The following is a 24,014-nucleotide window of genomic DNA, read 5'->3' on the forward strand; positions in this document are numbered from 1 at the left end:
TCAGGCGGACTTCGCCAGCCACTGGTCCCACGGCACGGCCCAGTCGTAGTAGTCGCCGTCCTCGGGGCCGAGCTGGTTCGTGCTGCCCGCGATCTCCACCGGGTCGCCGGTCATCGCGCTGTCGAAGTAGATCTTGGCGTTGGCGGGCGACAGGTTCGCGCAGCCGTGCGAGACGTTCCGCTTGCCCTGGTCGGGGATCGACGGCGCGTACCCGTGGATGAACTCGCCGTTGTTCGAGATCCGCACGGCCCACGGCACGACCACGTTCTCGTAGTGGTACTTCGGGTTGGACATCGAGTACGTGTCGTGCTTGGACATGACCACGTGCGTGCCGCTGTTCGTGACGCGGCCCGGGTCGGACTCCAGCCCGAAGCTCGCCGGGAAGTCCGCCGTCATCTGGTTGTTGACGAACACCTGCAGGCGGTGCGTCTGCGTGTTCGCCCGCACGACCTGCGATCGCCCGATCGTGAAGTTCGCGGTCCGGTCCTCGGCGCCGTACCTGCCGTCGCCGAGCGAGGTGCCGTACAGCTTCGCCACCAGGCTGACCTGCGTGTTCGGCGGCCAGTAGTCCTTGGGCCGCCAGTGCACCTGGCGATCGGACAGCCACGCCCACGAGCCCTCGACGGGGACGGACGTGTTGACGGTGAGCATCTTCTGGACGCCGGCCTTGTCGGTGACGTCGCGGTCGAACGTGATGGCGATGGGCATCGCGACGCCGTAGGTCTTGCCGTCCCCCACGTTCAGCGAGGCGTCGACGGTGCGGGTGGGCGTCACGGTGGTGAAGGAGCCGGAGATGGGCGCCGTCTTGCCGTCGGTGCCCTTCGCGGTGCCCGCCCACGTGTAGGTCTTGCTGTACCCCAGCGGCTCGCCGAGGGTCCAGGTGGTGCCGTCCGGCGACAGGTTGCCCGCCACCTGCTTGCCGGTCTGGTTGGTCAGCGTCAGCTGCTGGATCGTGCCGTCGGCGACCGTGACCCTGATCGGCGCGGACGGCGAGACGTCGGCGGCGCCGGAGGCCGGCTCGACCGTGATCTTGGCAGGCGGCTTCGGTGCCGCCTGACCGGACGGGCTCTGCGTGGAGTCCGGCTTTCCGTTGGTGGCGGCGTCCTCGTCCCCACTCGAGGTGCACGCCGTAAGGCCGAGAACCGCAACGATCCCCGCCGCCAGCAGGGCCATCGGCACCCGCCGTGACCGCTTTTCACCCATTACTGCCCCCTACAGACCCGCCGCGCGATGCTCACATGTGATTCGACGCCTTTGGGTCGATCCGCGTTGGCTCCATGGCCTGTGAGGCAGATCACAGTAGGTCACCCGGCCTCAGCCAGCGGAGATCGAACCAGTCGTGTAATCAACCGTGTGCAAGTAGTAGTGCTGGGAGTGGTTGTCGCGCTACGCTCTGCCGCGCAGGCCGTAGTTTCTGTGTTCGTGCTTTACACGCTCGCGGAACGAAAACGCGGGCGTGCCGCTGTTCCGCTGAGATCGGCGGAGGTTCGCCCGAGGGGCTGCCAGGGTTGCACGGTGCAACCCATGCTGATCCGGCGTATGGAGGCAGGCGGATGGCACAGGGCACTGTGAAGTGGTTCAACTCCGAGAAGGGCTTCGGCTTCATTGCCGTAGACGAAGGCGGCGACGACGTCTTCGTGCACTACTCGGAGATCCAGGGCAAGGGCTTCCGAACCCTGGAGGAGAACCAGCGCGTCGAGTTCGAGGTAGGGCAGGGCACGAAGGGCCCCCAGGCCACGAACGTGCGCGCACTGTAGGTAGCTCACGCAGAATGGCCCCGGTCGGGTGCGACCGGGGCCATTCGCGTTTGTCGGTGGTGGTTGTCCTCGTCCGCGTCAGCGGCGCGGGAGCTGCTGAGCCTCCCACTCCAGGCGCTGCATGACCCACTCCTGGGCGAGCGCGAGCGGCGAGGTCTGGTTGTGCGCCGCGATCTCACGCAGCTGCTCGTTCGCCATCAGCGAGAGGCGCAGCTGGTAGACCTGCGACCCACCGAAGCGCCGGCCGGAGCCGGTGCTCTCCGGGTCACCCTCGGGAGAGAGGGCGGCCAGGTAGGACTCGAGCTCGTGGTCAGGACGATCCTGCTCCACAGGCTCCGCCTCGGTGCGATGGCGGCCAGCGTCGGCGGCATCCGCCGCCGGTTTGGCGCTAGGTCGACTACGTCCGGTGAAAAGCACCATAGGAGGATAACGAACGGGTTGCGGTGTGACCAGCAAGGCAACCAACTTCACCCCTAAGTGTCGCGTCACACTCCGTAAAGTCCCAGCTGGGAAAGGGTAGGTGTGCCCACAACCACACCCCGACACGCCAACCCCCGGTAACAGCGCGCCAGCACCCAACAGCAGAGCGCCGAACCTTCACCGGCGACCCACCAGACAACCAGTCCAACAACCACCAACCAAGCCCCGGTCCCCGAGACCGCCGAGGAGCAACGGGGTGGCGCAGTAGGAACACGGAGGACGAAGCGACCCGAAGCCGACTCGACCACCAGCGCGAGTCAGCACCGGCAGTGAAGCAAACGGTGCGCAACCCACCCAGTGAGCGTGGAACCGCCAATGACGAAGTGGCGGAGCCACGAGGCCCAGCAACAACCCGCAAGGTTGCGAAGGCCGAAAGCAGAGCGGTGAGGCGTCAGCCGAACCCCCCGAGGAGCAAGTGGCAAAGCCACGAGCAAGGAACCCAAGCAACCAACGACGAAGCCGAGCCTGGCAGAACGGCAGACCAGTGGGAGGGGGTCCGGGGGGCGAAGCCCCGCCGGGCGGGGCGTGGGGGTTGCACCCCCAAAGAATCGCCATACGACAAGGTGAGCGCATCCCGCGAACACAGTTCGGGGGAGTATGGAGAGGCCCCCGCGCCAGGGGGAGGAACGCGGGGGCCGGAGGGGATCTCCACAGGCGCTGACCGGGGGTGTGTCAGCGAGTCGATTGTTGCACGCGCACGCGCCTCGTGCGAGAGGGCAAAGGTGAAAAAATCTAGAGAACTATTCACCGAGTGTCCGAGATCACGATGAACTCTCCACCCTGGAGGCCGCCGACCAGCGCGGACGTCTGATGGGGCGATCAACGGTTCCGCCGTCGCCCCGCCTCCCGGGCGCCTTTGTGGACAACCGTTAGGCGATTGCTATCGACGTCCGCGAGACCCGTCACGTCAGGCCGTGGTCAGGCTCCGGGCGGGTGCCACTCGACGAGAGCCACTACTCAGAGGAGATCGCCAGCTGTCCATCGTGGCCGAATGCGGCCATTCGAGTGGCCGGATCACGGTGTCACCTGGGGGAACCCGCCGGTACGACGGTTCGCACACCCGACCGCGACTACTATGAGTGGGCACCGGATTCACTCCTCGGGGGGCTGTGGTAGGCCCCTCCCGTCTCATAGCCTTCCCCGAAACCTGATGGTCGGGGAGGCGACATGAGCGGCCCAGTCGAAGTTCGGGACTTCCTCTTGCAGCACGACACCCGGGACACCGCACTCAACTTCGGTAACGGCGGTGTACCGGCCCAACGAACCGGCGAGTCCTCACGTGTGTCCGAGGAGCAGGTACGACGGGCCCAGCTGGCCGTCGCCCGCTCCGCGAACAGCGTCGAGGACTGTCGAGAGCTCCTGGACATGCTGGGCCTGGTGCCCGGCGACGACGGCGTACCGCCAGTCCGCCGCTGACAGAGGAGGCTTCGGGTCGCCGAGCGGTGACCCCGGGTCCGCCGACGTGGACGCAGCTCCCCCGATACCCGCTTGCCGGGGTCGGGGGAACGTGCTTTATGCTTCCGGTGCTCCAGAGCGGGCAACCCGGGGCTCCCATCGTCTAGCGGCCTAGGACTCCGCCCTTTCAAGGCGGCAGCGCGGGTTCGAATCCCGTTGGGAGCACAACCCCACCAGCGGCAACCCGTCACCGGCATCCCGAGTGGACATCGACACGACGCGGACCCGCGACGAGCGCGTCGGTACGGCTCGGCTGGCGGCGACCGGCCCGCATCTCGTGCTCCCCTTCTCGTGCTCCCCTTCTCGTACGGCGGCGCATCCCTGCATCCGGCCCGGACTCACCACCGAGTCGCGGCCTGTCCGATCCAGCCGGCCGTCGCCGTTATGTCAAAAAGGTGCTCACGTCGCCCTCGCGCGCATTGCGAAATGCATTCGCAGGCGAATTGGTAGCGCACAGTTTCGTCGCGCCACGAAAGTGATTCGGAACTTCTTCATCCGCGCGCCAGGTCCAGCTGGCATTCGCAGGTCAGGTCACCTCCACTCCAGGTCAGCGGTGTCGCAAGTGATCACGCAGCGTTCCGTCCGGTGGGTGCTCGTCACTCCTCAGTGGGAACTCGTGACAATGCGAAAGAGATCGGGTTTTGGGGGCTGCGTCGCGTGAACTCCTGTTAGCGCAAGGCAAACACCAGCAAGGGAGCTGATCGTATGTCTGTCGTTGAAATGTCGACCCGCGGGACGACACGTACTCCGGAACTGACCGAAGACGTCGAGGCGCTGCTGGCCCAGCCCGAGCTCGAGGGCGTCTACCGCGAGACGGAGAAGTGCGCCGCGCTTCTGCTCGCGCAGGGGCAGCTGCTGCTGTCGCCGCCGACGCCGCGACGCAAGCGCTGACCATGTCCGAGCGGCTGGACACGCCGGCCCGCGCAGTGGCCGAGGGCGTGCAGGTGCTGGCACGTGCGGTGGTCTGTGCCCTCGACAGCGAGGCACCTCTTGACGTGGTGACGGGCACGGACGATCCGGTGTTGTTGGCAGCCGCACGGGTGCTCGGGGCGGACGTACTCGCCCCGAGCACCCTGTCGGGGCGTGCCTCGACGGAATCGGAGCTGGCGTTGCTGACCGGTGCGGTGCGTGCCTTTCCGCCCCGGTCGGACTCGCCGGCCAGCCTGTGGACGCACTGGGGAGCACGGGTCGCGCTGGGCGAGGCGATCCCGGGGATGAGCGAACCGGACACGTGCTGGTTGGCCGACGAGCACTGGCCCCGGCTCACCCACCAGCTCGCCGGGCTGGCGATGTTGGCCGCACTCCCACCCTCGGCGCTGACCACGGTCGCCCAGCGCCGGGTCGAGGACCTTTCGCGGGGGTTCGTCCGCGCCGTGCGCCGCGGCGACTGGCCGCAGGCCGCGGGGACCGGTCGATGGCTCGCTGCGGTGAACGGGGTTCCGCCGTCGCTCGGGCTGGACGCCGGACTGGAGTTCGTGGAGCTGATGGGTGCCGGTGATGCGCAGGTCGCACTGCACGTGCGAGTCGCGCAGGCACTGCGGCGGAGGCGGTTCCGGTGACCGGCACGAAGGTGTGGTGCGGAGAGGTCACCGACGTGGCGCTGGCGGCGCTGCGTTGGCTCGGCGAACACCGGGCGGAGTTCCGGCTGCCCGACGCGTCGCTGGAGTCCAGGCACGACCGGGACCGGACACTGCGTCCGCTGGGAGAGCTGGCGCGACTGACCCACGTCGTGGCGCGACAGGACGCGCTGGGCGAGGAGGGCCGACGGCTCACCGCCGAGCTGTTCGACTTCGCCTGGCGGGAGACCGGACGCGGCGAGGTGCTGGCCACGATCGCCCACCGCGAGCCCTTCGCCACCTACCCCCTTGAGCTCTACGCGGTGTTCGCGCGGGCGGGACTGCGCCACCACGGCCTCGACGCACAGCTCCGGCACATCACCGGGACGAGGATGTGGCGGACAGCGGAGCGCGACGCGACCCGGACCCTGGCCGTGTTGGCGGCCGAGCGGGACGCCGGGCTGACACAGCACCGCGAGCCGCTGGCGGTGCTGCCGGACACCTGGCTCGGCGGCGGCGCCGAGCCGTGGTCGTTCACCGCGGCGGCCGGCTACGCGGCGACGCACACCGTCTTCCACCTCACCGACTGGTGCACCGACCCTGGCGGGCTGTCCGCCGCGCTGCGTGAGCACCTGCGGTTGTGGCTGCCGGCGTGGCTGGCCTGCTCGGTCGAGGCGGGCCACTGGGACCTGACCGGCGAGCTGCTGGCGGTGGCCGCAGTCCTGCCGGAACCCGTCGACGTGGTGCTGGCGTGGACGGCGTTGGCCTCGGCCCAGTGCGCCGACGGCGCCGTGGCCGAGACCGCCGAGTGGAACCACGACGACGCGGACTTCCACCACCGCTACCACTCCACGCTGGTGATGGCGTTCAGCGCCGCACTGACCGCGCGGCGGTCACTCGACGAGCAGGACCGGTCATGACCGGGAGGAGGGTGTCGCCGAAGGTGTCGCACCAGGTCGGCGTCGCCGCGCTGGACTGGCTCACCGCCAACCGCGAGCAGTTCCGGGCGCGGGGTGCCGGCGTCTCCGACTTCGAGGTCAAGGAGCGCCTGAAGCCCGTCGGCGAGCTGGTGCTCATCAGCGGGGTCCTGCTGCGCGAGGGCGTCGCGGGTTCGCGGCAGGCCAAGCAGGTGTCCCGGCTGCTCGACTTCGTCTGGCAGGAGGTGCTCGACGGAGGGGACCTGCTGTTCTGGATGCAGCGTGAGGAGCCGCTCAGCCCGATCCCGATGGAGGTGTACGTGCCGTTCCGGGAGATGGGCAGGAGTCACCCGGGCATCGAGAACCACCTGCGGCTGGTGAGCCGCACCGGGAGCTGGCGGGCACTGGAGGCCATCCCGCACCGGCGGTTGGGCCTGAGCCGCTTCTCCGCCAGGGCGGACCTGCCGGTCTGCGCCGACGTCGGCGATGCGGCACGGAACACGTGGCTGGGGCAGACACCGGAACCGTGGACGGTGGACTACAACCTCGCCTACGCGGTCACCCACACCGTGTTCCACCTCACCGACTGGGGTCGGCACCCGGACAACCTGCCAGACGAGGTGGCCGAGTACCTGGCACTGTGGCTGCCCGCGTGGATCGACGAGTGGGCGGCGGAAGGCGACTGGGACCTGCTCGGCGAGCTGCTCGTCGTCGACGCGTGCCTGCCGGAACCCGCACTGGACGAGGACGTCTGGCGGCGCTTCGCCGAGGCGCAGACCCCGGAGGGCGCCATGCCGGCACGGGGCGCGATGCCGACCGGAGCACCGCACGAGGTCTTCGACCTCGTGCACCACCCCACCATCGTGGCAGCCTTTGCCGCGACGATGGCCACCTCGCGCGCACTCGCCGAGCTGAGCACATGACCGCGGCACGGCTCGACCAGCACCGGCTGGCGGGCGTCCTGGGCCAGATCAACGCCCCGGACGTCGTGATCGCCTGCTCACGGCGCGGGGAGCGAATGATCGCCATCGGCGGCACAGCCAGGCGGGACCCGGTCATGCTGGCGAACCTGCACTACGAGATCGGCTCGGCCTCCAAGACCTTCACCGGGCTGCTGCTGGCCCGCCTCACCCACCTGGGTGTGCTGGGGCTCGCCGACCCGCTCACGTGGCATCTGCGACTCCGGCAAGGACACGCCCACCGCGACGCCATCACACTGTTCCACCTGATCACGCACACCTCCGGTCTGCCGAGGCTGCCGCGTGACCTCTACCGGCACGGCCTGCCGCGCTGGTTCACGAACCCCTACGCGGGCTACACGACCGAGCAGTTGATCACCGCGTTCGCAGGCACGCGTCCGAGCGGCGAGCCGGGAAGACGCTGGCACTACTCGAACTTCGGTGTCGCACTGCTGGGGGCCGCTCTCGCCTACACCACCGCCACCCCGTTCGACCAGCTGCTGTCCAGGGAGATCCTGGGGCCGCTGGGCCTGGCCGGCACGGCCCTGTCACCGTGGGGACCCGCGTACGACGCCGTCGGCCACGGCTACCGCACCCACCGGACGGTCCCCCCGTTCGACGCGGGCGCCTTCGCTGCGGCGGGTGCCGTCCGGGCGACCCCCGGCGACCTGCTCACCTACCTCGAGGCACACCTGAACCCGAACAGGGTCCTGCCGCTGAGCGAGGCACTGCGAACAGTGCGCAGAACCGCGGTGCGGCGGGGGTTCCGCCACCAGCACACCCACACCCTCGCCTGGTTCGAGCACCCGTACGCCGACGGCTCGATCTTCTTCCACGCGGGTGCCACGCCGGGACAGGAGGCGTTCCTGGGCTTCCGCCCGTCCACCGGGACCGCGGTGGTCGCGCTGGGCACCCGCCGGTACCGGGTCAGCAGTGGCCTCGGACAGCGCGCGTACGAGCTGCTCACCTGAAGCGGGCTGCCCCGGTGGAGGCCCCGAAAATCATGGGGTGGGGGTCTGCTAGAGTTCCCCATGTTGTTCCAGGACGGACAACAGCATGGCCCTGTGGCGCAGTTGGTTAGCGCGTCGCCCTGTCACGGCGAAGGTCGCGGGTTCGAGTCCCGTCAGGGTCGCGTTTCTTTTGGGGTTTGACACCCCCGATCCCCACGGTGTGTTTCCGACTCAACGTGGTCCGGCCAGGTAGCTCAGTTGGTATGAGCGACCGCCTGAAAAGCGGTAGGTCGGCGGTTCGATCCCGCCCCTGGCCACTCCTTTTGGCCCCGGTCGGTATCGATCGGGGTCTTTTTCGTTGGTCACCACCGCGTCCGGAACGATATCTCGTCGGACAATCCCCATGGGGTGGGTCGGATGCCCTAGGGTGCGGCCCGTGCGTACCGCGATTGGCACCATCCTCGTCGTTCTCGGGTTTCTGCTCGCCGCGCCTGCTGTCGCCGCGTTCGCGCTCGTGGGGGAGGTCACCGACCAACAGGCCTACCTCGACGCCGTGACCCCGCTCGCCGACGACCCGGGGGTCCAGCAGTCCGTCGCCAGTCAGGTCACCTCGGCGCTCTCGGACAAGGGGCTGCCCGAGTCGGCGCAGCCGCTGGTCCGGAAGAGCGTCGACTCGTTCGTCACCAGTCCGGACTTCAAGGAGCTGTGGGTCTCCGTCAACAAGGAGGCCCAACCGCAGCTGGTCTCCATGCTGCGTGGTGAGGACTCCGGCAGCCTCAGCGTCCAGGGCGACTCCATCGTCCTCGATCTCGGTGACGTCGCCGAGCGGCTCAAGCAGCGGATGATCAGCGAGGGCGTGCCCCTCGCCGATCAGATCCCGGCCATCGACGCCAAGGTCCAGCTGATCTCCCGGCCTGCGGTCCGCCAGATCGTGCCCGTCTTCCACCAGCTGGAGAACCTCTCCGTCATCCTGCCCATCGTCGTCGTCATCCTGCTCGTCGGCGGGGTCATCATCTCGGCGCGGCACGGGCGGGCCATGGTCGTCGGCGGTATCGGGCTCGTCGTGATGATGCTGCTGCTCGTGCTGGCCCTGTTCCTCGCGCGGAGCGACGTCACCGCGCGCAGCTCGCAGCCCGAGCTCGCCGGGTCCTTCTACGACGCGCTCTCCAACCAGGTCATGACCATCGCCTGGATCGTGTGCGCGGTCGGTGGGGTCGCGGTCGTCGCCGGGGCGTTCATCGCGTCGGCGGAGTCCCGACGGCTCACGGCCGCTCGGTCGCGGCGGGCGGCGGCTCCTCGGCAGCGGCCATTCCGAGGGGACTACGGCGGCGACTACTGAGAGTATGTCCGTCGGATCGGCCCGGCTGTCCTCTGTGTACAGCCGGGCCGACGTATGTGCGGACATTGCCGCTCGCAACATGCCGAACATAACCTTCCGTATGCGGAAAGATCGGGCGTTGCGGCAGAAGAGTGGTACGCGATGGCGCAAACGGACTATTCGATCAACGGGTGATCTCGGACCAATTGTAGGACTGAGCTGGTAACAGCCGTTACCGGTCCGATGACCCCCTGTGACCTCGGATGTCACACAACGGGATGACTCACTGTCCGTGTAACGGCGACCCATCCCGAAGCGAATCCCTTCACGCGGCCACGGAACGGCAGGGGCAATCCGATTCGTTGGGTCGCAACGAATTCGTCCATTTCTTGGGCAGTGGGGGACGCCCAACAACCCGCTGTACGCGCCTGCGCGCACAGCGTGGGGGGACCACGATGCGTGACCAACAGCTACGCGCTCCGCGGCGAAGATCGGTTATACGGCGGGGCCTTAACCGACGACTCCCGCAGCCGCCGGCGAATCCGCCGGTCAACGGCTGGGAATCGCGTTATCGCCACTACGTCATCACGAGCGATGTGCTGGTCACGCTGCTCACGTGTGTCGGCGTCGGCGGACTGATCAGCGTCGGCGGGGCAGCCCTCTTCAAGGACCTCACCCTCGGCTTCCTGACTGTGATCACCGTCATCTGCTCGCTCGCCATGAACCGCGCCTGGCACCCCACCGTGCTCGGCCAGGGCGCCGACGAGTACGTGCGTCTCGGACGCGGCATGTTCTCCGCGTCCGTCGCGCTCGGCCTCGCCGGCCTCGCCACCGGTGTGGTGACGGCACGCCCATGGGTGTTCATTGTCATACCGTCGGCCGCCGTCCTCGCGCTCGCTTTCCGCTACTTGCTGCGCCAGGTGCTGCACCGGGCACGGTACGAAGGCGAGTGCCTGCTGCCGGTGATGGCCGCCGGCAACGTCGACACCGTCCGTGACCTCATCAAACGCACCAAGGACGCGCCACACGTCGGGTGGCGCGTCGACGCCATCTGCACCGTGGACGGCGAGGGTGAGGCCGGCATGGAGGTCGAGGGCGTGTCGGTCGTCGGCACCCTCGACGACCTGGCCGACCACGTCCGGCGCGGCGGCTACCGCATCGTCGCGGTCACCGCCGACTCCTACTGGTCCCCCCGCCGCCTGCAGCGCCTCGCCTGGCAGCTGGAGGGCAGCGGCGCCGAGATGGTCGTCGCGCCGATGCTCATGGAGGTCGCCGGGCCGCGGCTGCACGTCAGCGGCGTGCTCGGCATGCCGCTGCTGCGGGTCAGCGCACCCGTGTTCACCGGCATGCGCCGCGTGGTCAAGGGCGTCATGGACCGGGTCGGCGCGCTCGTGCTGATCACCCTGAGCCTGCCGCTCCTGGTGCTCGCGGCCGTCGCCATCGCCGTCGACAGCCGGGGCGGTGTGTTCTACACGCAGCGTCGCGTCGGCAAGGACGGCGGGGAGTTCACGATCCTCAAGTTCCGCACCATGGTGCGGGACGCCGACCGGCTGAAACAGCAGCTCGCCGCCGCCAACGAGGGCGCGGGCGTGCTGTTCAAGATGCGCAAGGACCCGAGGATCACCCGGGTCGGCTCGGTGCTGCGGCGCTACTCGATCGACGAGCTGCCGCAGCTGTTCAACGTGCTCACCGGCTCGATGTCACTCGTCGGGCCGCGGCCGCCGCTGCCGGAGGAGAGCGCGCGCTACGAGGAGGACGTGCGGCGGCGGCTGCTCGTGCGGCCCGGTCTGACCGGGTTGTGGCAGGTCAGCGGACGGAGCGACCTGTCGTGGGAGGAAGCGGTCCGGCTGGACCTGCGATACGTGGAGGACTGGTCACTCGCGATGGACGCGATGATCCTGTGGAAGACCTTCCGGGCGGTGCTCGGTGGTCAGGGGGCTTACTAGATGAACTGCCGACTCTGTGGCTCGACGAACCTCGCCAGCGTTGTCGATCTCGGCGCCACACCACCGTGTGAGCTCTTCCTGTCGGCCGAGCAGGTCGACCAGCCCGAGATGACATACCCGCTGCACCTGCGCCTGTGCACGGACTGCCTGCTGGCCCAGCTGCCGCCCCTGATCACCCCCGAGGAGACGTTCACCGAGTACGCGTACTTCTCCTCGTACTCCGACTCCTGGGTGCGGCACGCGAAGGACTTCGTCGACGCGCAGGTCGAACGGATCGACCCGAAGTTCGTCGTCGAGGTGGCGTCGAACGACGGCTACCTGCTGCAGCACGTCGTCGAGCGCGGCATCCGCTGCCTCGGCATCGAGCCGTCGGTCAACGTCGGCGCCGCGGCACGCGACAAGGGTGTGCCGACGCTCACCGAGTTCCTCTCGCCGCGCACCGGTCAGGCCGTCCGCGAGGAGCACGGCCCCGCCGACCTGGTCGTGGCCAACAACGTCTACGCCCACATCCCGGACGTGGTCGGCTTCACCCGGGGCCTGCGGGCGCTCGTCGCCGACGACGGCTGGGTGTCGATCGAGGTGCAGCACCTGCTCACCCTGATCGAGCAGAACCAGTACGACACGATCTACCACGAGCACTTCCAGTACTACACGGTCGCTTCGGCGCAGAAGGCGCTCGCGAGCGGCGGTTTGTCCCTTGTGGACGTCGAGCTGGTGCCGACGCACGGCGGCTCGATCCGCCTGCTCGCCCAGCCGACCGAGAACGCGGGCGAGCCGACACAGCGGGTCGCCGACGTGCTGGCCAGGGAGAAGGCCGCGGGTCTGCACGAGCTGGCCGGCTACGCGGAGTTCGCGCGTCGTGTCGCAGGCGTGCGCCGCGACCTGCTGCGCTTCCTCGTCGACGCGGCCGCACGTGGTCGCTCGGTCGTCGGCTACGGCGCGCCGGGCAAGGGCAACACGCTGCTCAACCACTGTGGCATCCGGTCGGACCTGATGGCGTACACAGTGGACCGGAACCCGTACAAGCACGGCCGGTTCACGCCTGGCACCAGGATCCCGATCCTGCCGCCGGAGCAGATCGCCGTCGACAGGCCGGACTACGTGCTGGTGCTGCCGTGGAACCTGCGCGCGGAGCTGACCGCGCAACTGTCCTATGTGGGCGAATGGGGCGGAAAGCTCGTTTTCCCCATCCCGCATCTCGAGATCGTCGAGGTCAAGAAATCATGAGCGAGCTTGCGAGCGAATCATCGACGCAGAGATGCCTCGGAGCCTGCGAGGAGGCATCATGAAGGTCGTACTGTTCTGCGGCGGCTACGGCATGCGCATGCGCAACGGCACAGCGGACGACGTCCCCAAGCCCATGGCCATGGTCGGCCCCAGACCGCTCATCTGGCACGTCATGCGTTACTACGCCCACTTCGGACACACGGAGTTCATACTGTGCCTGGGCTACGGCGCACACCACATCAAGCGGTTCTTCCTCGAGTACGAGGAGACCACGTCGAACGACTTCGTGCTCCAGAACGGCGTCCCGCAGCTCCTGACCACGGACATCGCCGACTGGAAGATCACGTTCGTGCAGACCGGCATCGAGTCGGCCATCGGCGAGCGACTGCGCCGGGTCCGCCCGTACCTCGACGGTGACGAGATGTTCCTCGCCAACTACGCGGACGTGCTGACCGACGCGCCGCTGCAGACGATGATCGAGCGGTTCGAGAACACCGAGGCGGGTGCCTCGATGATGGTCGTGCCGCCGCAGTCGTCGTTCCACTGCGTGGAGATGGGCGAGGACAACAGGGTCGGCTCGATCACCGCGGTCAGCGAGATGCCGATGTGGGAGAACGGCGGTTACTTCGTGCTGCGGCAGGAGGTCTTCGACCACATCCCCGAGGGCGGTGACCTCGTCGCCGACGGGTGCACCGAGCTGGCCAAGCGCGGGCGCCTGCTCGCCTACCCGTACCGGGGGTTCTGGCAGCCGACCGACACGGTCAAGGAGCGGACCATGCTGGACGACGGCTACACGCGCGGCGTGCGGCCCTGGGCGCTGTGGGAGAGGGTCCCGGCGTGATCTCGCTAGGGGGGAATGTTCGCTCTGTCGTGGTTCTCGGCGCGCACTGCGACGACATCGCGATCGGCGCGGGCGGCACGCTGCTGGCCCTGTGCGAGGCGAACATCGGCCTGCGGGTCGACGCACTCGTGCTGTCCGGCGGTGGCACCGACCGGGAGGACGAGGAACGTGCGGCGCTGCGGGCGTTCTGCCCGGCCGCCGAGCTGGACGTGACCGTCCACAAGCTACCGGACGGCCGTCTGCCCGCGCACTGGGACGAGGCCAAGAACGCCCTCGAGGACCTGCGGTCCCGAACCGATCCCGACCTGGTCATCGCGCCGCACAGGGGGGACGCGCACCAGGACCACCGGGGCCTCGCGAAGCTGGTGCCGACGGTGTTCCGGGGCCATCTCACGCTTGGCTACGAGATCGTCAAGTGGGACGGCGACCTCGGGAGCCCCAACACCTACCAGCCGTTGTCCTCGGAACGGGCCGAGAAAAAGGTCGCACTGCTGCAACAGCACTACCCTTCGCAGCGACACCGTCCTTGGTACGACAAGGAAGCGTTCCTCGGGTTGGCGCGGATCCGTGGCATCGAGTGCCAGAGCCGCTACGCGGAGGCGTTCCACGTGACCAAGATGACGCTCGGTCTGGAGGTCTGAAGCCATGAAGGTGCTGCTCACTGGCCACAAAGGATACCTGGGCACGGTCATGGCGCCCGTGCTCACGGCGGCAGGACACGAGGTGGCCGGGCTCGACTCCGGGCTGTTCGACCAGTGCCTGCTCGGTCCGGAGCCGAACGACCCGCCCGGCGTGCACGTCGACCTCCGCGACGTGCAGCTGTCGCACCTGGAGGGTTTCGACGCGGTCATCCACCTCGCCGCGTTGTCGAACGACCCGCTCGGCGCGCTGGCGCCGCAGCTCACCTACGACATCAACCACCGGGCGTCGACGCGGCTCGCCCGGCTGGCACGCGACGCGGGCGTCAAGCGTTTCCTGTACGCCTCCACGTGCTCGGTCTACGGCGCTTCCGGCGGCGACGGCCTGGTCGACGAGAACGCGCCGCTGCGCCCGGTCACCCCGTACGCCGAGTCGAAGGTCCGCGTCGAGGACGACCTGAACCGCCTGGCAGACGACGACTTCACGCCCGTCTACCTGCGCAACGCCACGGCGTTCGGCTTCTCGCCGCGACTTCGCGCGGACATCGTGCTGAACAACCTGGTCGGCCACGCCTATCTGTCCGGCGAGGTGCTGGTGCTGTCCGACGGCACACCGTGGCGGCCGCTCGTGCACGCAGGCGACATCGCGCGGGCCTTCGCCGCCGCACTGGTCGCGCCGAAGGGCGCCGTGCACGACAAGGCGTTCAACATCGGCACCGAGCGGAACAACGTGACGGTGGCCGAGATCGCGAACGAGGTCGTCGAGGCCGTGCCCGGCTCGACACTGCGGATCACCGGTGAGGCCGGGTCCGACCCGCGCTCCTACCGCGTCGACTTCTCCCGCTTCCGCGCCGCCGTCCCCGGCTTCGACTGCGAGTGGTCGATCAAGGACGGCGCGCTGGAGCTGGCCGACGCGTACCAGCGGCACGGTCTGACCCGCGAGACGTTCGAGCGCCGGTTCACCAGGCTGGCGTGGCTCCAGGACCGGTCGAAGGCAGGCACGGTCGACGAGACGTTGCGGCACACCTGATGTCGGCTCTCGGCGACGGGATGCACGCTCTGGTGCGGCGTCTCTACCCGCTGTGCCGGAGCATCACCGGCAACGGCGTGCGGGACACCCTGCGGATCATCGGCGAGCACCTCGACCTGCACGTGCACGAGGTGCCGACCGGTGCGCAGGTGCTCGACTGGACGGTGCCGCAGGAGTGGAACATCCGCGACGCCTACATCGCCCGCGACGGCGAGCGGGTCGTGGACTTCCAGCGGCTGAACCTGCACGTCGTCGGCTACAGCGTGCCGGTGGAGCGCACGATGCCGCTGGAGGAGCTGCGCGGCCACCTGCACACGCTGCCCGACCAGCCGGACCTCGTGCCGTACCGGACGTCCTACTACGCACCGACCTGGGGCTTCTGCCTCGCCCAGTCCACTTTGGACGAGATGCCCGAAGGCGACTACGAGGTCCGGATCGACGCCACGCTCGCGAACGGCTCGCTGACCTACGCGGAACACGTCGTGCGGGGCCAGGTCGACGACGAGGTCATCGTCTCCTGCCACGTCTGCCACCCGTCGCTCGCCAACGACAACATGGCGGGTGTCGCCGTCGCGGTCGAGCTGGCGAAGTCACTGGTGAACCCGTACTACACCTACCGGTTCATCTTCGCGCCAGGCACGATCGGCGCGATCACGTGGCTCGCCCGCAACCGTGACCGGGTCGACCGGGTGAAGCACGGCATCGTCCTGGCCTGCGCGGGCGACCGGGGTTCGTTGACCTACAAGCAGAGCCGCCGGGGCGACGCGGACATCGACCGGGTCATGGCGCACGTGCTGCGTGACCGTCCACACGAGATCCGCGAGTTCTCCCCGTACGGCTACGACGAGCGCCAGTACTGCTCGCCCGGCTTCAACCTCGGCGTCGGCTCGCTCACCCGCACCCCGTACGCGGGCTACCCTGAGTACCACACCTCCGGCGACAACCCGGACTTCGTCACCCCGGAGTCCCTTGTGGACACGCTGGCGGTGTGCCGGGAGGCGGTCGAGGTCCTCGACCGCAACCGCACGTACGTCAACCTCAGCCCGTACGGTGAGCCGCAGCTGGGCAAGCGTGGCCTCTACGAGTCGCTCGGGGGCCGCAGTGACGCGAAGGACGCGCAGCTCGCCATGCTGTGGGTGCTGAACCTGTCCGACGGGACCAACGACCTGCTCACCATCGCCGATCGGGCGCGCCTGCCCTTCGCGGCGGTCGCCGCCGCCGCGGACGCGCTGCACGCCGCGGGACTGCTGAAGGACTAGCACATGGTCGGGATTCGGGGGATCGCGCGGCGCCTGTCCTGGGGACTCGGCGACCAGGCGGTGTCGAGCATGTCCAACTTCGTGGTCGGCCTGGTGGTCGCCCGCGAGCTCGGGGTGGCCGCCTTCGGCGTGTTCAGCCTGGCGTGGGTCACCTACGGCGTGATCCTCAACATCTCCCGAGGCCTTTCCACCGATCCGCTGGTGGTGCGCTACTCCGGTGCGTCCACTGAGGACTGGCGGGCGGCGACGTCCCGTGCCACGGGCACCTCCCTGGTCGTCGGCGTCGCGTTCGGTGGGGTGTCCGCACTGGTCGGGTTGTTCATGGGCGGCATGATCGGCGACGCCTTCCTCGCGCTCGCGGTCGTGACGCCCGCGCTGCTGCTGCAGGACGCCTGGCGGTTCGCGTTCTTCGCCGCGGGTCAGGGGCACAAGGCGTTCCTCAACGACACCGTGTGGGCACTCGCCAGCATCCCGTTGCTGGCACTGGCCGCGATCCACAGCACGGTCTGGGGCTTCATGCTCGCGTGGGGTGGGGCGGCACTGGTCGCGGCGGGCTACGGGTGGCAGCAGAGCCGCGTCGTGCCGCACTTCAACGGGGTGCGGGACTGGCTGCACAGGCACCGGGACCTCGGCTCGCGCTACATGATCGAGAACGTCACCAACAGCGGCGCGGCACAGCTGCGCATGTACGGCCTCGGCGCGATCGCCGGTCTCGCCGACGTCGGGTCGGTCCGCGGCGCGGAACTGCTCCTCGGCCCGTTCCTCGCGCTGCTCATGGGTGTCAGCCTGTTCGCGGTGCCGGAGGCCGCGCGGGTGCTGCGCAGGGCACCGGAGAAGCTGATCCGGTTCTGCCTCGTCATCGGTGGCGCGCAGGCGGCAGCGGCGGCCCTGTGGGGTCTGTTCCTGCTGTTGCTGGTGCCGGACTCGCTCGGCCGGCTCCTGATCGCGGACGTGTGGGCCCCGGCGAGCCACCTGATCCTGCCCGTCTCGCTGTCGGTCACGGCCGCCGGTGTCATCACGGGTGCCGCCGCGGGCCTGCGTGCCCTCGGCGCGGCCCGCAGGAGCCTGCGTTCACAGCTGGTCCAGTCCGCCGGGTACCTCGGGTTCGGCCTCGCTGGTGCCGCACTCGGTGGTGCGGCGGGCATGAGCTGGGGCTCCACCGCGGCCATGTGGTGCTGCGCGGTCCTCTGGTGGCTGCAACTGCGCGCAGCGTTGCGCGACCACGTCCCCTCCGTTCCGGAACATGTCATGGCCGGCGTCGACGACGCGTCGACCATCGAGGAAGTGAGCACGCCATGACCCCTCGACTCACCATCGGGCTGCCGGTCTACAACGGTGAGGAGTACCTCGCGGAGTCGCTCGACGCGTTGCTCGGCCAGTCCTACGAGGACTTCGAGCTGATCATCACGGACAACGCGTCGACCGACGGCACCGCGAGCATCTGCAAGCGCTACGCGGCAGCGGACTCCCGCATCGCCTACCACCGCCTGCCGAAGAACATCGGCGCGGCGGGCAACCACAACCACGTGTTCACGCTGGCGAGCGGCGAGCTGTTCAAGTGGGCGTCGCACGACGACCTCTACGGCCGCACCCTGCTCGAACGTTGCGTCGAGGCGCTGGACGAGCGTCCGGACTTCGTCCTCGCGCACTCCTACAACGCGACGATCGACAGCAGCGGCAAGATCATCGAGCCGTACGACTACCGCATCCCCACCGACTCGCCGTCCGCGGCGGAACGCTTCCGCGGCCTGCTGCACGCACCGGGCGGCGACGACTTCTACGGTGTCATCCGGTCGGCCTCGCTGCGCAACGTGAAGCCACATGACAGCTACCACCACGCCGACCGCACGTTCGTGATGGACCTGGCCATGCAGGGCCGCTTCCACCAGGTGCCGGAGCTGCTGTACTTCCGCCGCGACCACGAGACCCGTGCCGAGCGGGCGAACCCGAGCGTGCGCAGCCGGTGCGCGAACCTGGACCCCAAGCGTGCCAAGGGCTTCAACCCGACCGCGCGACTGCTCGCCGAGTACGCCTGGGGCTACGTCGACCTCATCAACCGCGCGCCCATCAGCGGCGCGGAGAAGCGCAGGTGCTTCCGCTACCTCACCGAGTACCTGTCGAGCCGCGCGACCCGCCGGGTCGTCAGCGCCGACAGCAGGCCCGCGGTGGCGCCGAAGGAACAGGTGTTGTCGATCGACGGGATCGTCCCACGCAGGCGCGTGATTTCATGAAGGTGGGACTCTTCGGGCTGCTCGGCACCGGCAACCTCGGCAACGACGGGTCGCTCGCCGCGGTGCTCGCCCATCTGCGTGAGCGGCATCCCCAGGCGCGCATCGAGGTGTTCTGCTCGGGCCCCGAGGACGTGATGGCACGACACGGTGTGCCCGCCGTCCGGATGAACTGGTACCGCGACGAGTACGCCACGGCGTCCCGGCTCTCCTCGATCGTCCGAAAAGGACTCGGCAAGCTCGTCGACATCGTCCGCACAGCCGACTGGGTCCGCAGGCAGGACGTGGTCGTCGTGCCTGGCATGGGCGTGCTGGAGACCACGCTGCCGCTGCGCCCGTGGGGCTGGCCGTACTCGCTGTTCCTGCTGTCGTTCACCGGGAAGCTGGTACGCACCAAGGTGGTGTTCCTCGCGGTCGGCGCGGGCACGGTGGCCGACCGGGCCAACCGCACGCTGCTCGTCGGTGCCGCGCGCCTCGCCTACTACCGCTCCTACCGCGACGAGGTGTCGCGGGACGCCCTGTCCGCCATGGGTCTCGACACGTCCCACGACCCGGTGCACACCGATCTCGCGTTCGCGCTGCCGAACCCGACGCCTCCGGTGGACGCGGGGGTCGTGGGCGTCGGCGTGATGGACTACCACGGCAGCAACACCGACCGGGCGCGTGCGGGCCGCATCCACCGCGACTACGTGTCGCGCATGACCGAGTTCGTGCGGTGGCTCGTCGAGGACGGCCGCGTGGTGCGGCTCTTCGTCGGCGACCACGTCGACGAGGGCGTGGCGGAGCGGATCATCGCGGCCGTCGGCTCCCCGGCGGTGTCGGTCGTCCACACGTCCTCTCTGGACGAGCTGTTGCGTGAGATGGCCAGGGTGGACGCGGTCGTCGCGTCCCGCTACCACAACGTGCTCGCCGCGCTGAAGCTCGGCAAGCCGACGGTCGCGGTCGGCTACGCGGCCAAGAGCGACGCGCTCATGGCGGAGATGGGGCTCGGCGAGTTCTGCCAGTCCATCCGCGACCTCGACGTCGACCGGCTGGTGAAGCAGTTCACGCTGGCGGTCGAGCGGGACGCGGAGCTGCGTGCCGTGCTCGCCAGGCGCAACGCGGAGATGACGGGACGGGTCGAGCGGCAGCTGTTCGAGCTGTCGGCGATTCTTCGAGGGGAACGTGGATGAAGGCCATACCGGTGCCCGAGATCGAGGGCGCCTACCTGTTCGAGCCGGTGCCGCACGTCGACGACCGAGGCTTCTTCTGCCGCACGTTCGACAAGGACGTCGTGGCCTCGGTCGGTATCGACCCCGACGCCTTCCTGCAGGACAGCGTGTCGCGGTCGGCGTTCGGGGTCCTGCGCGGCATGCACCTGCGATCCGGTCGTGGCGAGGCCAAGCTGGTCCGCTGCTCCTACGGTCGCGTGTTCGACGTCATCGTCGACCTCCGGGCAGGCTCGCCCACCTACCGCAACCAGAAACACCTCGAGCTTTCCGGCGATTCTCAGGTGACCCTGTACGTGCCGGCAGGTTGCGCGCACGGCTTCCAGTCGCTGACCGACCCGGCCGACGTGTCGTACCGGATCGACCGGGCCCACGACCCGGCCGAGGACGTGACGATCGCGTTCGACGACCCGGAACTGGCCATCCCGTGGCCGTTCCCGCCGGAGCGTATGTCCGAAAGGGACAGAGTGGCGCCGTCGCTCGCGGTGGCGTTGGGAAGGACCTAGACCCACATGGACTTCACCGCCTCGAACGAGGCGAACAAGCGACTCCACGACATGGTGCCCGGCGGCGCGCACACGTACGCCAAGGGCGAGGACCAGTACCCGGCAGGCATGGCGCCGGTGATCGCACGCGGCCTCGGCGCGCGCGTGTGGGACGTGGACGGCAACTCCTACGTCGAGTACGGGTCGGGCCTGCGGTCGGTGAGCCTCGGGCACGCGCACCCGCGTGTCGTCGAGGCCGTGCGGCAGCAGCTTGGCCTCGGCAGCAACTTCGTGCGGCCGAGCTCGCTGGAGCTGGAGGCGGCGGCCAGGTTCCTCGCCACCGTGCCGACCGCCGAGATGGTCAAGTTCGCCAAGAACGGCTCGGACGTGACGACCGCGGCCGTGCGGCTGGCCCGCGCGGCCACCGGCAGGCAGACCATCGCGCTGTGCCGGGACCAGCCGTTCTTCTCCACCGACGACTGGTTCATCGGCACGACCGCGATGAACGCGGGCATTCCGGACCAGGACCTGGTGGTCACGTTCCCGTACGGCGACCTCGCGGCCGTCGAGGAGCTGTTCAGCTCACGTGACGTGGCGTGCGTCGTGCTGGAGGCGGCCACCCAGACCGATCCGCCGCCCGGGTACCTGCAGGGTCTGCGTGACCTGTGCACGACCCACGGTGTGGTGCTCGTCTTCGACGAGATGATCACCGGCTTCCGCTGGTCGGAGGCCGGCGCGCAGGGTCTCTACGGCGTGACGCCGGACCTGTCGACGTTCGGCAAGGCACTGGGCAACGGCTTCGCGGTGTCGGCGCTGGCAGGCCGCCGCGAGCTGATGGAGCTGGGCGGCCTGCGGGACTCGCGGGAGCGGGTGTTCCTGCTGTCGACCACACATGGCGCGGAGACACACTCCCTGGCGGCGGCGATGGCCGTGATGGACACGTACGTCGAGGAAGGCATCGCGGCGCGGCTGTACGAGCTGGGCTCACGCCTTGCGGCGGGTGTTCGCGAGGTGGCGGCGGAGGCGGGTGTCGGCGAGCACGTCGTGGTCCGTGGCAGGCCGAGCAACCTGGTGTTCGCGACGCTCGACGGCGACGGCAAACCGTCCCAGGAATACCGGACGTTGTTCCTGCGTCAGCTCATCACCCACGGCGTGATCGGCCCGTCGTTCGTGGTCAGCAGCGCGCTGACGGACGAGGACCTCGAGCAGACGCTCGACGCGGTGCGGGAGGCGTGTGTCGTGTACCGGCAGGCGCTCGACGCGGGCGACCCGACCGCGTGGTTGGGTGGGCGTCCCGTGAAGCCGGTGTTCCGCCGCTTCGCCTAGCTCCTGGTGAGCAAGCGATCCCAGAGGTAGTCGATCGCCCACGCCACGACCGGCACGATCGCCAGTGCGGCGCAGAAGCCGCCGAACGTGTCGGTCGGGTAGTGGGCGTTCAGCAACACCTGGGCCCACGCCATGACGGCCGCGGCCACGAGCGCGACGAGCAGCGTCAGCCAGAGCCTGCGGCAGACCACCAGCATCACGACGAGTGCGTAGGCGGTCGCGGACGCGGTGTGACCACTGGGAAACGACAGGAAGCCGTCGTTGATCGTCCGGCCCACCAGGGGTTTCATGCCGGACGTGACGACGACGGCCGCGGCGGGCCCGGCGACGGCGAACAGGGCCGCGCGCCGATTCCCCTTGCGCAGGAACACGATGACGAGGATGGCGAGCACGACCACCGCGCCGACGGGTTCCCCCGTCCAGTCGATGACGAGCGCGATCGAGTGCCACGGCTGGTCGAGTGACCGCAGGTAGGCCCGGATCCCGATGTCGACCGGGGCGCCGACGTCCTGTCCGGCGAAGACGAACCCCAGCACCACGAGGACGACAGCGGCCAGAAGGGACACGGCGCCGAGCGGCATGCCCAACCGACCGGGCAACGCACGCACGTCGCGTCTCATCTCTGTATCGATCCCCATAACAAGACAGTCGCTTGCGAGGTCACAATTGTTTCGCGGTCCATGATCATGGTAACGGCCGGGTGCGTACCCCCGAATCCACAATGGAGGAAGGGACAACCCATGCGCCTTCGCACCGCGGACATCTCCGCCCGCACGATCGGTGGCGAGACCATCGTCTTGGACCTGCCGAGCTCGCAGTACTTCGCGATCACCGGCGTCGGCAGCCGCGTGGTCCAGCTGCTTGCCGAGGAACACACGCTCGACGACCTGGTGGCGACGATCGTCGACGAGTACGCCGTCGACGCGCCGACCGCCCGCGCCGACGTCGAGGCGTTCGTGGAGAGGCTGCGCCAGGCGCAGCTGCTGGCGTGACCGCCGTGGCCCCGCCGATGACGTTCAGACGCCGTGTCCGCTTCACCTTCGAGCTGACCCGCGCCGTGTGGTGGCTGACCCGTATCGAGCTGGCCCTGCGCCGCAGGACCCTGCCGGACGTGTGCGCGAAGCTGGGCATCGAGTGCGACCTCCGCAGCGCCGACCCGCCCGCCACCGACCAGGTGGTGCTGCCACGCCGCACCAGGACGGCGGTGCTTGCGTGTGCGTACGCGGTCGCCCGCTGGCCGATGGGGGGCACGTGCCTGCGCCGCTGCCTGGTCATGGGGCGCCGTCTGCGCACGCTGGACCCGGTGCTGCGCATAGGTGTCCGCAGGGAGGGCGAGCTGGTCGTCCACTCCTGGCTGGAGATCGGCGGCCGCACGCTGGACACGACGTCGGCGCAGTACGCGACCCTGGGGAACCTGTGATGCACTACCGCGCCCACGGCCTCCTGATCGCGAGCGACGTGCGGTTGCCGCTGCCACTGGCGCCGGCGGGTCCGCCCGACCTGGTGCTGTTCCGGGCCGAGAACCGCGAGGTGCCGCACGAACGCCCCCGGGGCGAGCGGCTGGCCGAGGTGGGCCGCCCGGACCACACGATCTTCTACACGCTGGCCAGGCACGAGGACGTGGTGCTGCGGTACCCCGGCCTGTGCGACTTCGTGGGCGACGCCGGTTTCGCGGAGATCGCCATACATCTGCACCCCGGCGCGGACGAGGGTCTGCTGCCGGTGCTGATCGCCGGCGCGCTGATGGCGATGCACCTGATGCTGCGGAACGAGCTGGTGCTGCACGCGAGTGCCGTCCAGACCGGGGATGCGGCGGTGGCGTTCGTCGGCAAGTCGGGCATGGGGAAGTCGACGCTGGCGACGGCGCTGTGTGCACTGGGGCACGCACTGGTCTCGGATGACCTGCTGCGCGTGGACAAGTCGCTGATGGTCTACCCGGGGGCGACGGAGACCCGGCTACGGCCGAACGCGCGTGCCCTGGCGGGCGAGGACGGCTACGAGACGGCGGACGGGCGGCTGGCCACGCGTCCGGCCGACCTGGTGGCCGGACCGCTGCCACTGGCGGCGTGCGTGATCCCCAGACCGAGCCGGGACGTGACCGAGGTGCGGACGCGCCGCCTTGGTCCCGTGGAGGCGTTGCTGCGGCTGAGCGGCTACCCGAGGGTGCTGGGCTGGACGGACCCGACGACCAAGGCGTCGGCGTTCCAGTCGCTGGCCGACCTGGTGGAGCGTGTTCCTGTCCTGGAGGCCGACGTGCCCTGGGGGCCGCCGTTCGCACCGGACTCGCTCGACTCCCTGGTGTCGGCAGTCGCCGAGGAATGCGGCGCGCGAACCGCATAGGTAGTCCGTGCAGTGCTGTGGATCAACATGTGGACAACGTCGTTCCAGCTGTGGATAACCGTGCTGAAACGCCGGGCCGCCTGTGGACAACTCG

25 protein-coding genes and 3 tRNA genes are annotated in these 24,014 nt (G+C 69.1%); 25 read left to right on the forward strand and 3 right to left on the reverse strand.

Translation table 11 applies throughout. The annotated features are described in order from the left end of the window. Window positions 1-1,203 (reverse strand): L,D-transpeptidase, encoded by a 1,203-nt coding sequence (locus CLV71_RS25615; RefSeq protein ID WP_208297764.1) that lies wholly within the window; start codon window positions 1,201-1,203, stop codon window positions 1-3. Between the two features lie 350 nt (window positions 1,204-1,553). Here CLV71_RS25615 and CLV71_RS25620 point away from each other — a divergent pair, with 350 nt between their 5' ends. Continuing rightward, complete coding sequence (locus CLV71_RS25620) at window positions 1,554-1,757, forward strand: cold-shock protein (RefSeq protein WP_133905397.1); 204 nt, start codon at window positions 1,554-1,556, stop codon at window positions 1,755-1,757. A 78-nt stretch (window positions 1,758-1,835) separates the two neighbouring features. Here the strand turns inward: CLV71_RS25620 and CLV71_RS25625 are convergent, their stop codons facing one another. Then, the gene (locus tag CLV71_RS25625; protein ID WP_243866707.1) at window positions 1,836-2,087 is read right to left on the reverse strand and encodes a hypothetical protein; all 252 of its coding nucleotides are present in this window, start codon (window positions 2,085-2,087) and stop codon (window positions 1,836-1,838) included. Between the two features lie 1,317 nt (window positions 2,088-3,404). Here CLV71_RS25625 and CLV71_RS25630 point away from each other — a divergent pair. The 21 genes from CLV71_RS25630 (at window position 3,405) to CLV71_RS25730 (ending at window position 21,580) form a co-directional block, all read left to right on the forward strand. After that, window positions 3,405-3,653 (forward strand): hypothetical protein, encoded by a 249-nt coding sequence (locus tag CLV71_RS25630; protein ID WP_133905399.1) that lies wholly within the window; start codon window positions 3,405-3,407, stop codon window positions 3,651-3,653. Between the two features lie 131 nt (window positions 3,654-3,784). After that, window positions 3,785-3,857, forward strand: a tRNA-Glu gene (locus tag CLV71_RS25635). A gap of 540 nt (window positions 3,858-4,397) precedes the next feature. Further along, the gene (locus tag CLV71_RS25640) at window positions 4,398-4,583 is read left to right on the forward strand and encodes a hypothetical protein (protein ID WP_133905400.1); all 186 of its coding nucleotides are present in this window, start codon (window positions 4,398-4,400) and stop codon (window positions 4,581-4,583) included. Between the two features lie 2 nt (window positions 4,584-4,585). Next, window positions 4,586-5,251, forward strand: coding sequence for a hypothetical protein (locus tag CLV71_RS25645; protein WP_133905401.1), 666 nt, complete (start codon window positions 4,586-4,588; stop codon window positions 5,249-5,251). Beyond that, the gene (locus CLV71_RS25650) at window positions 5,248-6,168 is read left to right on the forward strand and encodes a DUF6895 family protein (protein WP_133905402.1); all 921 of its coding nucleotides are present in this window, start codon (window positions 5,248-5,250) and stop codon (window positions 6,166-6,168) included. The genes CLV71_RS25645 and CLV71_RS25650 overlap by 4 nt, the downstream gene beginning before the upstream one ends. After that, a complete protein-coding gene (locus tag CLV71_RS25655; protein ID WP_133905403.1) occupies window positions 6,165-7,088 on the forward strand; it encodes a DUF6895 family protein in 924 nt (307 codons plus the stop codon). The genes CLV71_RS25650 and CLV71_RS25655 overlap by 4 nt, the downstream gene beginning before the upstream one ends. Continuing rightward, complete coding sequence (locus CLV71_RS25660) at window positions 7,085-8,095, forward strand: serine hydrolase domain-containing protein (RefSeq protein WP_133905404.1); 1,011 nt, start codon at window positions 7,085-7,087, stop codon at window positions 8,093-8,095. The genes CLV71_RS25655 and CLV71_RS25660 overlap by 4 nt, the downstream gene beginning before the upstream one ends. 87 nt (window positions 8,096-8,182) lie before the next feature. Beyond that, a tRNA-Asp gene (locus tag CLV71_RS25665) sits at window positions 8,183-8,256 on the forward strand. Window positions 8,257-8,317: 61 nt separating this feature from the next. Next, a tRNA-Phe gene (locus CLV71_RS25670) sits at window positions 8,318-8,391 on the forward strand. 119 nt (window positions 8,392-8,510) lie between these two features. Beyond that, a complete protein-coding gene (locus CLV71_RS25675) occupies window positions 8,511-9,413 on the forward strand; it encodes a hypothetical protein (protein ID WP_133905405.1) in 903 nt (300 codons plus the stop codon). Window positions 9,414-9,847: 434 nt separating this feature from the next. Continuing rightward, window positions 9,848-11,338, forward strand: a complete 1,491-nt coding sequence (locus tag CLV71_RS25680; protein ID WP_133905406.1) for a sugar transferase — start codon at window positions 9,848-9,850, stop codon at window positions 11,336-11,338. After that, entirely contained in the window at window positions 11,339-12,565 is a 1,227-nt protein-coding gene (locus CLV71_RS25685) for a class I SAM-dependent methyltransferase (protein WP_133905407.1), read from the forward strand. A 58-nt stretch (window positions 12,566-12,623) separates the two neighbouring features. Beyond that, on the forward strand, window positions 12,624-13,406 hold the full coding sequence (locus CLV71_RS25690; RefSeq protein WP_133905408.1) for a sugar phosphate nucleotidyltransferase: 783 nt from the start codon (window positions 12,624-12,626) through the stop codon (window positions 13,404-13,406). Continuing rightward, on the forward strand, window positions 13,403-14,047 hold the full coding sequence (locus tag CLV71_RS25695; protein WP_133905409.1) for a PIG-L deacetylase family protein: 645 nt from the start codon (window positions 13,403-13,405) through the stop codon (window positions 14,045-14,047). Before CLV71_RS25690 ends, CLV71_RS25695 begins: the two co-directional genes overlap by 4 nt. 4 nt (window positions 14,048-14,051) lie before the next feature. Further along, window positions 14,052-15,074: an NAD-dependent epimerase/dehydratase family protein gene (locus CLV71_RS25700; RefSeq protein ID WP_133905410.1), complete on the forward strand. Its 1,023-nt coding sequence runs from the start codon at window positions 14,052-14,054 to the stop codon at window positions 15,072-15,074. Beyond that, on the forward strand, window positions 15,074-16,333 hold the full coding sequence (locus CLV71_RS25705; RefSeq protein ID WP_208297765.1) for a DUF4910 domain-containing protein: 1,260 nt from the start codon (window positions 15,074-15,076) through the stop codon (window positions 16,331-16,333). The genes CLV71_RS25700 and CLV71_RS25705 overlap by 1 nt, the downstream gene beginning before the upstream one ends. A gap of 3 nt (window positions 16,334-16,336) precedes the next feature. Then, window positions 16,337-17,632, forward strand: coding sequence for an MATE family efflux transporter (locus tag CLV71_RS25710; protein WP_133905411.1), 1,296 nt, complete (start codon window positions 16,337-16,339; stop codon window positions 17,630-17,632). Further along, complete coding sequence (locus tag CLV71_RS25715) at window positions 17,629-18,564, forward strand: glycosyltransferase family 2 protein (protein WP_133905412.1); 936 nt, start codon at window positions 17,629-17,631, stop codon at window positions 18,562-18,564. The genes CLV71_RS25710 and CLV71_RS25715 overlap by 4 nt, the downstream gene beginning before the upstream one ends. Next, a complete protein-coding gene (locus CLV71_RS25720; RefSeq protein WP_133905413.1) occupies window positions 18,561-19,733 on the forward strand; it encodes a polysaccharide pyruvyl transferase family protein in 1,173 nt (390 codons plus the stop codon). The genes CLV71_RS25715 and CLV71_RS25720 overlap by 4 nt, the downstream gene beginning before the upstream one ends. Next, window positions 19,730-20,275, forward strand: a complete 546-nt coding sequence (locus tag CLV71_RS25725; RefSeq protein ID WP_133905414.1) for a dTDP-4-dehydrorhamnose 3,5-epimerase family protein — start codon at window positions 19,730-19,732, stop codon at window positions 20,273-20,275. The genes CLV71_RS25720 and CLV71_RS25725 overlap by 4 nt, the downstream gene beginning before the upstream one ends. A gap of 6 nt (window positions 20,276-20,281) precedes the next feature. Then, complete coding sequence (locus tag CLV71_RS25730; protein WP_133905415.1) at window positions 20,282-21,580, forward strand: glutamate-1-semialdehyde 2,1-aminomutase; 1,299 nt, start codon at window positions 20,282-20,284, stop codon at window positions 21,578-21,580. On the opposite strand, the gene CLV71_RS25735 is transcribed toward CLV71_RS25730, so the two are convergent. Continuing rightward, window positions 21,577-22,200: a phosphatase PAP2 family protein gene (locus tag CLV71_RS25735; RefSeq protein ID WP_133905416.1), complete on the reverse strand. Its 624-nt coding sequence runs from the start codon at window positions 22,198-22,200 to the stop codon at window positions 21,577-21,579. The genes CLV71_RS25730 and CLV71_RS25735 overlap by 4 nt on opposite strands. A gap of 120 nt (window positions 22,201-22,320) precedes the next feature. Between CLV71_RS25735 and CLV71_RS25740 the strand changes: the two genes are divergently transcribed. Genes CLV71_RS25740 through CLV71_RS25750 form a run of 3 tightly spaced genes read left to right on the forward strand, consistent with a single transcriptional unit; the run spans window position 22,321 to window position 23,920 of the window. Beyond that, the gene (locus tag CLV71_RS25740) at window positions 22,321-22,572 is read left to right on the forward strand and encodes a PqqD family protein (RefSeq protein ID WP_133905417.1); all 252 of its coding nucleotides are present in this window, start codon (window positions 22,321-22,323) and stop codon (window positions 22,570-22,572) included. Continuing rightward, complete coding sequence (locus tag CLV71_RS25745; protein WP_243866708.1) at window positions 22,569-23,000, forward strand: lasso peptide biosynthesis B2 protein; 432 nt, start codon at window positions 22,569-22,571, stop codon at window positions 22,998-23,000. The genes CLV71_RS25740 and CLV71_RS25745 overlap by 4 nt, the downstream gene beginning before the upstream one ends. Continuing rightward, window positions 23,000-23,920 (forward strand): hypothetical protein, encoded by a 921-nt coding sequence (locus tag CLV71_RS25750; protein ID WP_133905418.1) that lies wholly within the window; start codon window positions 23,000-23,002, stop codon window positions 23,918-23,920. The genes CLV71_RS25745 and CLV71_RS25750 overlap by 1 nt, the downstream gene beginning before the upstream one ends. Window positions 23,921-24,014: the final 94 nt, after the last annotated feature.

It is taken from the genome of Actinophytocola oryzae (assembly GCF_004364325.1).
GTDB lineage: Bacteria > Actinomycetota > Actinomycetes > Mycobacteriales > Pseudonocardiaceae > Actinophytocola > Actinophytocola oryzae.